This is a genomic window from Streptomyces sp. NPDC003034 (assembly GCF_053591375.1).
Genome location: NZ_JBSFTS010000049.1, coordinates 1 through 8,933, shown reverse-complemented (window position 1 = coordinate 8,933; position 8,933 = coordinate 1). Strand labels below are relative to the sequence as shown.

The 8,933-nt window shown below is 70.5% G+C and carries 9 protein-coding genes; 2 read left to right on the top strand and 7 right to left on the bottom strand.

The features are described from left to right. Positions 1–108: 108 nt before the first annotated feature. Both ACWDX7_RS28140 and clpB read right to left on the bottom strand, forming a co-directional pair. Entirely contained in the window at positions 109–645 is a 537-nt protein-coding gene (locus tag ACWDX7_RS28140; RefSeq protein WP_451492159.1) for a YbjN domain-containing protein, read from the bottom strand. A gap of 210 nt (positions 646–855) precedes the next feature. Further along, positions 856–3,441 (bottom strand): ATP-dependent chaperone ClpB, encoded by a 2,586-nt coding sequence (gene clpB / locus ACWDX7_RS28135; protein ID WP_451492160.1) that lies wholly within the window; start codon positions 3,439–3,441, stop codon positions 856–858. Between the two features lie 147 nt (positions 3,442–3,588). Here clpB and ACWDX7_RS28130 point away from each other — a divergent pair, with 147 nt between their 5' ends. Then, positions 3,589–4,002 (top strand): pyridoxamine 5'-phosphate oxidase family protein, encoded by a 414-nt coding sequence (locus tag ACWDX7_RS28130; protein WP_451492161.1) that lies wholly within the window; start codon positions 3,589–3,591, stop codon positions 4,000–4,002. Between the two features lie 191 nt (positions 4,003–4,193). On the opposite strand, the gene ACWDX7_RS28125 is transcribed toward ACWDX7_RS28130, so the two are convergent. Then, on the bottom strand, positions 4,194–4,508 hold the full coding sequence (locus tag ACWDX7_RS28125) for a (2Fe-2S)-binding protein (RefSeq protein ID WP_355417965.1): 315 nt from the start codon (positions 4,506–4,508) through the stop codon (positions 4,194–4,196). Positions 4,509–4,882: 374 nt separating this feature from the next. Here ACWDX7_RS28125 and ACWDX7_RS28120 point away from each other — a divergent pair, with 374 nt between their 5' ends. Continuing rightward, positions 4,883–5,881, top strand: a complete 999-nt coding sequence (locus ACWDX7_RS28120) for a helix-turn-helix transcriptional regulator (RefSeq protein ID WP_451492162.1) — start codon at positions 4,883–4,885, stop codon at positions 5,879–5,881. A gap of 130 nt (positions 5,882–6,011) precedes the next feature. Here ACWDX7_RS28120 and ACWDX7_RS28115 read toward each other — a convergent pair whose 3' ends face one another. The 4 genes from ACWDX7_RS28115 to ACWDX7_RS28100 all read right to left on the bottom strand — a co-directional run. After that, complete coding sequence (locus ACWDX7_RS28115; protein WP_451492163.1) at positions 6,012–6,482, bottom strand: heat shock protein transcriptional repressor HspR; 471 nt, start codon at positions 6,480–6,482, stop codon at positions 6,012–6,014. A 1-nt stretch (position 6,483) separates the two neighbouring features. Next, positions 6,484–7,668, bottom strand: coding sequence for a molecular chaperone DnaJ (dnaJ, locus tag ACWDX7_RS28110; RefSeq protein WP_451492164.1), 1,185 nt, complete (start codon positions 7,666–7,668; stop codon positions 6,484–6,486). A gap of 39 nt (positions 7,669–7,707) precedes the next feature. Continuing rightward, the gene (grpE, locus tag ACWDX7_RS28105) at positions 7,708–8,421 is read right to left on the bottom strand and encodes a nucleotide exchange factor GrpE (RefSeq protein ID WP_451492165.1); all 714 of its coding nucleotides are present in this window, start codon (positions 8,419–8,421) and stop codon (positions 7,708–7,710) included. After that, positions 8,421–8,933: Hsp70 family protein (locus tag ACWDX7_RS28100; protein ID WP_451492166.1), on the bottom strand; the 513-nt coding region annotated here is incomplete at its 5' end. The genes ACWDX7_RS28100 and grpE, both read right to left, overlap by 1 nt.

Here is an 8,933-nt window from a genome sequence, read left to right as displayed (position 1 = left end):
GTTTTTTTTGGCTTCGGGCCGGGCCCCCGTAGCCCTCCACGTCACCTACCTCACGCCCCAGGCCCGCCGCTCATGGCGCGCGGTGCGCGCCCGGGCGGCAGGCGGGGCTCAGCTCGCGTCGTCGCCGTCACTGCCGGAGGAGTCGATGTCCTTCTCCAGGCCGAGCTGCTCGACGAGCCACTTGTCGAACTCGATGGAGGCGCGGACCCAGCTGACCGTGGAGGACACGAAGTGCTCCAGGCTGACGCCGGTGCCGATCAGCATCTGCGCCTCGCCGATCAGGCGGACGGATCCGTCGTCGTGGGTGTGGCTGTAGACCTTGGGCCACAGGGTGCGGCGGTTCCAGTCGTCGATCGACTCAAGAAGCTGGGGCTTCTCCTCGATCTTGTGCGGACGGTCGTAGAAGGTCCGCACGGAGAAGACCTGCTGCTCGTCCTCGCCGCGGAACATGAAGTACGTGCGGAACTCCTCCCACGGCGCCGCGAGGTCACCCTCGTCGTCGACGACGTACTTGAGCTCCATCTGCTCCAGCAGCTGCTTGACCAGATCCTGGTCGGGGACGACGGGGCCCGCCGGTCCTGTGGCCCCCTGCGGCTCGGGCTGCTGCCCTCCGAAGTTCGGAATCGAGGCCGGGTCGATGCTCACCGTGATATTCCCTTCGTGCGGATACCTTCATCCTCCACCATGGCGCCCGCCCCGTGTCCACCCCCGGACCCCCGATCCGCTCCGGGCGGACATCGAGCAGGCAGCGAACACGGCGCGGGCAAGGCGGTGCCGGGCCCCCGGGCAGGCCCGTGGAAGGCCGGCGGCAAGCACACGGACGGCGCAACGGGGACCCGCCGACGACGGGCCCGGTCAGGAGGCCTTGCCGACCAGCAGCTCCTCGCCGGCCACGTCGACCCGTACGGTGTCGCCGTCCTTGACCTCGCCCGAGAGGATCTCCTTGGCCAGCCGGTCGCCGATCGCCGTCTGGATCAGGCGGCGCAGCGGCCGGGCCCCGTACGCCGGGTCGTTGCCCTTCTCCGCCAGCCAGGCCAGGGCTCCGGGCGTGACGTCCAGGGTCAGGCGGCGGTCGGCCATGCGCTTGGCCAGGCGGCCGATCTGGAGCTCCGCGATGTGGGCCAGCTCCTCACCGGTCAGCGCCGAGAAGACCACCAGGTCGTCCAGCCGGTTGAGGAACTCCGGCTTGAAGTTCGCCCTGACCAGGTCCAGGACCCGCTGCTTCTTCTCTTCCGCCGGGGTGGCCGGATCCACCAGGAACTGGCTGCCCAGGTTCGAGGTCAGGACGAGGATGGCGTTGCGGAAGTCCACGGTCCGGCCCTGCCCGTCCGTGAGGCGGCCGTCGTCGAGGACCTGGAGCAGGATGTCGAAGACTTCCGGATGGGCCTTCTCGACCTCGTCCAGCAGGACCACGCTGTACGGGCGCCGGCGGACCGCCTCGGTCAGCTGGCCGCCCTCCTCGTAGCCCACGTACCCGGGCGGGGCTCCCACCAGGCGGGCCACGGTGTGCTTCTCGCCGTACTCCGACATGTCGATGCGGACCATGGCCCGCTCGTCGTCGAAGAGGAAGTCCGCGAGCGCCTTGGCGAGCTCCGTCTTGCCGACGCCCGTCGGGCCGAGGAAGAGGAAGGAGCCGGTCGGGCGGTCCGGGTCGGCGATCCCGGCGCGGGTGCGGCGTACGGCGTCCGAGACGGCCCGTACGGCCTCGTCCTGGCCGATCAGGCGGCGGCCCAGCTCGGCCTCCATCCGCAGCAGCTTCCGCGTCTCCCCTTCGAGGAGGCGGCCCGCCGGGATGCCGGTCCAGGCGCCGACCACGTCCGCGATGTCGTCCGGGCCGACCTCGTCCTTGACCATGGTGTCCTTGGCGACCTCCGCCTCGGCCTCCGTGGCCTCGGCAAGCTCCCGCTCCAGCGCCGGGATCTCCCCGTAGAGCAGCTTGGAGGCGGAGTCGAAGTCGCCGTCGCGCTGGGCCCGCTCGGCCTGGCCGCGCAGGTCGTCCAGGCGCTCCTTGAGTTCACCCACCCGGTTGAGGGACTGCTTCTCCTTCTCCCAGCGGGCGGTCAGCCCCCGGAGGTCCTCCTCCTTGTCCGCCAGGTCCTTGCGGAGCTTTTCGAGACGCTCGCGCGAGGCCGGATCGGACTCGTTCTTCAGCGCCAGCTCCTCCATCCGCAGGCGGTCCACCGAGCGCTGGAGCTCGTCGATCTCCAGCGGGGAGGAGTCGATCTCCATGCGCAGCCGGGACGCGGCCTCGTCCACGAGGTCGATGGCCTTGTCGGGCAGGAAGCGGGAGGTGATGTACCGGTCGGAGAGGGTGGCGGCCGCGACCAGCGCGCTGTCGTTGATCTGCACCTTGTGGTGGGCCTCGTAGCGGCCCTTGAGACCGCGCAGGATCGCGATGGTGTCCTCGACGCTGGGCTCGGCGACCAGCACCTGCTGGAAGCGCCGCTCCAGCGCCGCGTCCTTCTCGATCCGCTCCCGGTACTCGTCCAGGGTCGTCGCGCCGACCATGCGCAGCTCGCCGCGGGCCAGCATGGGCTTGAGCATGTTGCCGGCGTCCATGGAGGAGTCGCCGCCGGCGCCCGCGCCGACGACCGTGTGGAGCTCGTCGATGAAGGTGATGATCTGGCCTTCGCTCGCCTTGATCTCGGCGAGGACGGTCTTGAGCCGCTCCTCGAACTCACCGCGGTACTTGGCACCCGCGACCATCGCGCCGAGGTCCAGGGAGACCAGGCGCTTGTTCTTCAGGGACTCGGGGACGTCGCCCTTGACGATGCGCTGGGCCAGGCCCTCGACCACGGCCGTCTTGCCGACGCCGGGCTCGCCGATGAGCACCGGGTTGTTCTTCGTACGGCGTGAGAGGACCTGGACGACGCGCCGGATCTCGTGGTCGCGGCCGATCACCGGGTCGAGCTTGCCCTCGCGGGCGGCGGCCGTGAAATCGGTGCCGAACTTCTCCAGGGCCTTGTACTGGCCCTCGGGATCGGGGGTGTTCACCCGCCGTCCTCCTCGTGCGTTCTCGAAGGCGGCCAACAGCCGGTCGGCGGTCGCGCCCTGGGCGGTAAGGAGCTCAGCGGCCGGGCCGCCCTTGGCGGCGATGGCGATGAGCAGGTGTTCGGTGGACAGGTACTCGTCACCGAGCTTGCCGGCCCGCGCGTCGGCCTCGGCGAGTACGGCGAGCAGGTCGCGGGTCGGCTGCGGGGGCGCGACCGTGGAGCCGGTGACGCTGGGCAGGGCGGCGAGCAGCCGCTCCGCGCCGGCCCGTACGGCGGCCTGGTCGGCTTCGGCGGCGGCGAGGAGGTCGGTGATGTTCTCGTTGTCCGCGCCGGCCAGCAGGGCGAGCAGGAGGTGCGCGGGGGTCAGATCCGCGTGGCCGTCCTTGACGGCCCTGCTGGTGGCTGCGTTCAGCGCGTCGCGACTCTTGTTGGTCAGTTCGGCGTCCACGGGCGGCTTCTCCTCTCCGGAGGGTTGGACAGGACAACGATGTGAGTGATGAGTGATGTCTGGAGTCTGACAAAGACAACCTATGCAAAGTTGAGTCTATTCCACTCAAGGGCGGCTTCGCACGCCTCGGCACGTACCCTTCGGGCCATGTCCCACGACGTACGCAACCCGACGCCCGAGTACCTCGCCTTCTGGCGGGAGCGGCACGTCTGCACGCTGACCACCCCGCGCCCCGACGGCACGCCGCACGTGGTGCCGGTGGGCGTGACCTACGACCCTCAGGCCGGCCTCGCACGGGTGATCAGCAACAAGCACAGCAAGAAGATCCGCAACATCCTGGCCGCCCAGGCCGTGGAGCCCGGCGGGGCGCGGGTCGCGGTCTGCCAGATGGAGGGGCGCCGCTGGGCCACCCTGGAGGGCCGCGCGGTGATCCGTACGGACGAGGCGTCGGTCGCCGACGCGGTGGCGCGCTACGCGGAGCGGTACGGGCGGACGCCGTCGCCCAACCCCGACCGGGTGGTCATGGAGATCACCCTCGACCGCGCGATGGGCCGCGCCTGAGGCGCGTACGGCCCGGGGAAGGCGCCTGGGCGCGTCCGGTGCCCGGAGGGCAACCGGTTCGGTTTTCATCTTTTTTTGTCCGGTCGGCTACTGGACGCGGACATCACAGCGGCGCCATCGTGGTCAGGTCCACGATGGCGCCGCTGTGTGGGGGTAGCGCCTGAGCGATTTGCAACGACGGGGGAATCGCGTCAGGCACTTCGGGGGGTGGCAGTGGTGATGTCGGTTTCGAAGAGCTGGTGATCGCGCTGATCAAGATTGACGAAGACCATTCCGTAGCGCACCTCGCAGCGGACGGGCTGCGGCGCGCCCCGCGGGCGGCGCAGGCACCGGTAGGCACGTACGTCCTCGTCCTCCTCGCGCACGACGACGATCGGTTGACCGAACAGGGTGACCATCAGCGAGTCGCCCGCGTAGGGGATCGCCGTGGCCAGGTCGATGAACTGCCATCCCGACCGGTAAGCGGAGGCCATCTCGCGGCGGAAGCCGCGGTCGTCGGGGGTCATGCCTCGGAGGTCTTCCCGTTCACACCCCAGCCACTGTCATTCTTGCCGGGCGCGGGACCCCACCCGCTGTCGGCCCTGACGCTGCCCCACCCGCTGTCGCTGCCGGTGGGACCGGCTCCCCATCCGCTGTCCGCGGGCGCGCTCCCCCAGCCGCTGTCCGCGAGCGAGAGTCCACCGACAGCAGCAGCCGTAGAGAGAGCAATGGCAGCCACCGAGCGAAGCAATTTCTTGTACATGGTCGACGTTGTCCTCACTTGATGGATTCCTCTCCCCCGCATCTCAGACGATGACTGATCGAGCCACGTCATTGCCACCGTGGCGATGCATCATGTTCCTGTACATGCAGGACCCTGGGGGTGGGAGATTTGCCGACTATGCGCATAAACCAGACACATCCCCATGCGGTGACCGATCTGTGCGACCTGGGAGCCGAGCTGTACGCAAGTGCCCTCAGCTCCGGTCGAATCGCCCGCGAGGAAGTCGAGCAGACGCCCTGCCTGCTGGAATTCGCGCTGCTGCACCCCGATCCGGACGACGACAACTGGCTCCGTCCGGTTCCGCCCTCGGTGGCATTGGCTCAACGCCTGCACCCGCTCGAACGGGAGATCCTGCAACGCAGGCGCTCTTCCATCGAGCTCGCCGAAGCGTTTGAGCCATTCATGGCCATCAGCGCGCTGACGCCGGCGCCCACGCATGCGATCACCGTGCTGGAGGGATTCAACAGGATCAACGCGGCTCTCAATGTCGCCACCGCCGAGTGCCAGGCCGAAATGCTCACCATCCAGCCGGGCGGCGGGCGTTCGGAGAACATCCTCAACCAGGCGATAGAACGGGACCAGCCGCTCATCCGGCGCGGCGTCAGCATGCGCACGCTCTACCAGCACACCGTCCGGCACAGCCGCGGCACCATGGCCTACGTCGACCGGATGGCCAGCGGCAAGGTCGAGATCCGGACGCTGGAGGAACTGGTTGAACGGCTCATCATCTGTGACGAATCGGTCGCCTTCATACCGGCGAGCGACGACCAGCAGATCGCCCTGGAGCTGCGGCACCCGGCGCTCGTCCGCTATCTGGTCAGGGTCTTCGAGCAGTTGTGGCGGCGGGCCACCCCGCTCAACGAACAGATCCCCTACGGACCGACCCCGTCCGGGATCTCGGGCGTGCAGCGCTCCATCGCCCAGCTCCTCGTCGAAGGCCACGTGGACGAGGCCATCGCCCGCCGCCTCGGCATGAACGTACGGACCTGCCGCGCGCACATCGCCAAGCTGGCCACCGCCCTCGGCAGCGGCAGCCGCGCCCAACTGGGCTACCTCATCGCCCAGTCGGGCATCCTGGGCCGCGTCTCGGGCCCGGCCCAGGAACCGCGGCTCTGACGGCCCGGACGCACGGCAGCGAGCGCCGGCGCCCCCCGCCGCACGACGAGGCCCCGCCCGGAATCATCCGGGCGGGGCCTGGCCGTGCGCGCGTACGCCGCCTCGTCGGGCGCGCGTACGCGCAGGGCGCTCAGTCCAGCGGGCGCTTGGGGGCCGGGCGCCAGACCACCAGGGCGTTGCCCGGCTGCGGGGGCTGGTAGGGGACCAGGTCGCGCCGGTAGGAGGCGTGCACCTGGGCCTCGCGGGCCCGGAGCGTGGCCGCCGCGCCGTCCACCGCCGCCGAGAGCTCGGCCACGCGCTGCTGGAGCGCGGTCACCTGGTTCTCCAGCTCGATGATCCGCTTGATGCCCGCCAGGTTGATGCCCTCGTCCTGCGACAGCGCCTGCACCGTGCGGAGCAGTTCGATGTCACGGGCCGAGTAGCGCCGGCCGCGCCCGGCCGTGCGGTCGGGAGAGACCAGGCCGAGGCGGTCGTACTGGCGCAGGGTCTGCGGATGCAGCCCCGAGAGCTGGGCGGCCACCGAGATCACGTAGACCGGGGTCTCGTCGGTGAGTTGGTAAGCCCCGTTGCCGAATCGGGGCTGGCTGCGGCGGCCGTCCATGTCAGGCTCCCTTCGCGGACTCGAACAGCGCGGAGCGCGGGTCCTCGGACTCCGTCGCCTCGCGATACATCTCCAGCGCCTCACGTGCCTTGTCGGACAGCTCCCTCGGGACGGCGACCTCCACCGTCACCAGCAGGTCGCCGCGGGTGCCGTCCTTGCGGACCGCGCCCTTGCCGCGGGCGCGCATCGTCCGGCCGCCGGGCGTACCCGGCGGGAGCTTCAGCGTCACCGGAGGGCCGTTCAAGGTCGGCACCTTGATGTCGGCGCCCAGCGCCGCCTCCGCGAACGTCACCGGCACGGTCACCGTCAGATTGTCGTCCTTGCGGCCGAACACCGGGTGCGCACCGACGTGCACGACGACGTAGAGGTCGCCGGCGGGACCGCCGCGCTCGCCCGGCGCGCCCTTGCCGCGCAGCCGGATCCGCTGGCCGTCGAAGACGCCCGCCGGGATCCGGACCTGCATGGTGCGGGAGCTGCGGGCCCGGCCGCTGCCCTTGCAGACCTCGCAGGGGGTCTCCGCGATCAGGCCGCGGCCCTTGCAGTCCGCGCAGGGATCGGTCAGTGAGAAGCCGCCGCCGCTGCCCCGCGAGACCTGGCCGGAGCCGACGCACGTGGGGCACACCCGGGGGGTGCCGTTCTTGTCGCCGGTGCCCGAACACGCCTTGCAGGGAGCCTGCGAAGACATCCGCAGCGGCACCGTGGCCCCGTCCACCGCCTCCGTGAAGGAGAGGGTGACCTCCGACTCGATGTCCTGGCCGCGGCGCGGCTGGGTACGGGTCCCCGTACCCGCGCCGGCGCCGCCCCGGTTGAACAGGCCGCCGAAGACGTCGCCCAGACCGCCGCCGAAGCCGCCGCCCGCGCCGCCCGGCTGGCCGCCGCCGAAGAGGTCGCCCAGGTCGAAGTTGAAGGAGCCGCCGCCCGCCCCCGGCCCGGGGCGGAAGCCGCCGTTGCCGAAGAGCGCGCGGGCCTCGTCGTACTCCTTGCGCTTCTTCTGGTCGCCGAGGACGTCATTCGCCTCGGAGATCTCCTTGAAGCGCTCCTCGGCCGATGCGTCGCCCTTGTTGGCGTCCGGGTGGAACTCGCGGGCGAGCTTCCGGTACGCCTTCTTGATCTCGGCCTCGGTGGCGTCCTTCGGGACACCGAGGACCTTGTAGTAGTCCTTCTCGACGAAGTCCTTCGTGCTCATCCCCGGTGTCCCTCCTCCCGTGCCGCTACGTGAAGTGCATCAGCCCTCGTCGGGGGCATCCGCGTCCTTGTCCGACGCCGCATCGCCTTCCGCGACCGCCGATTCGGAGCCCGGGGACTTGGCGGCCGCACCCGGCTGGGGCTCGGCCACCGCGACGCGCGCGGGACGGATCGTACGCTCGCCGATTCGGTACCCAGGCTGCAGGATCGCCACGCAGGTCGTCTCCGTGACGTCCGGCGCGTACGAGTGCATCAGGGCCTCGTGGATCGTCGGGTCGAAGGGCTCGCCCTCCTTGCCGAACTGCTGCAGGCCCATCTTCGCGGCGACCGTCTCCAGCGATTCGGCCACCGACTTGAAGCCGCCGACCAGCTCGCCGTGCTCCCGCGCCCGGCCGATGTCGTCCAGGGTCGGCAGGAGCTCGGTCAGGAGGGACGCGACCGCGATCTCCTTGACGGTGATCCGGTCCCGCTCCACCCGGCGGCGGTAGTTCTGGTACTCCGCCTGGAGCCGCTGGAGGTCCGCGGTGCGCTCGGAGAGCGCCGTACGGGCCTGGTCCAGCTGCGCCAGCAGAGCCACCTCCTGGCTCGCGGACTGCGCCGCGGAGCGGTCCGCGGCCTGTGCTGCTGCGGAGTCCCCGGCCGGGGCCGCCTCGTCCTTCGGGGAGGAGTCGGCGGCCTTCGGCTCGGCGGCGTCGTCGGGCGTCGCGCCGGCGGGGACTTCGGGCTCCTCAAAACCCGGCGTCTCCTCCGACATCAGGCAGCGCCACCCTTCGGCTTCTCGTCGTCGACGATCTCGGCGTCGACCACGTCGTCGTCCTTGGCCTGCTGGGCACCCTCGGCGCCCGCGCCCGCGGCGCCGGCAGCCTGGGCGTCGGCGTAGATGGCCTGGCCGAGCTTCTGGCTGACCGCGGCGAGCTTCTCCGTCGCGGTGCGGATCTCAGCCGTGTCCTCGCCCTTGAGCTTCTCCTTCAGCTCGGTGACAGCGGCCTCGACCTCCGTCTTGACCTCGGCCGGGACCTTGTCCTCGTTGTCCTTGACGAACTTCTCCGTCTGGTAGACGAGCTGCTCGCCCTGGTTGCGGGACTCGGCGGCCTCGCGGCGGCGGTGGTCCTCCTCCGCGTACTGCTCCGCCTCCTGGCGCATGCGGTCGACCTCGTCCTTGCCGAGCGAAGAGCCGCCGGTGACGGTCATCTTCTGCTCCTTGCCCGTGCCGAGGTCCTTGGCCGTGACGTGCATGATGCCGTTCGCGTCGATGTCGAAGGAGAC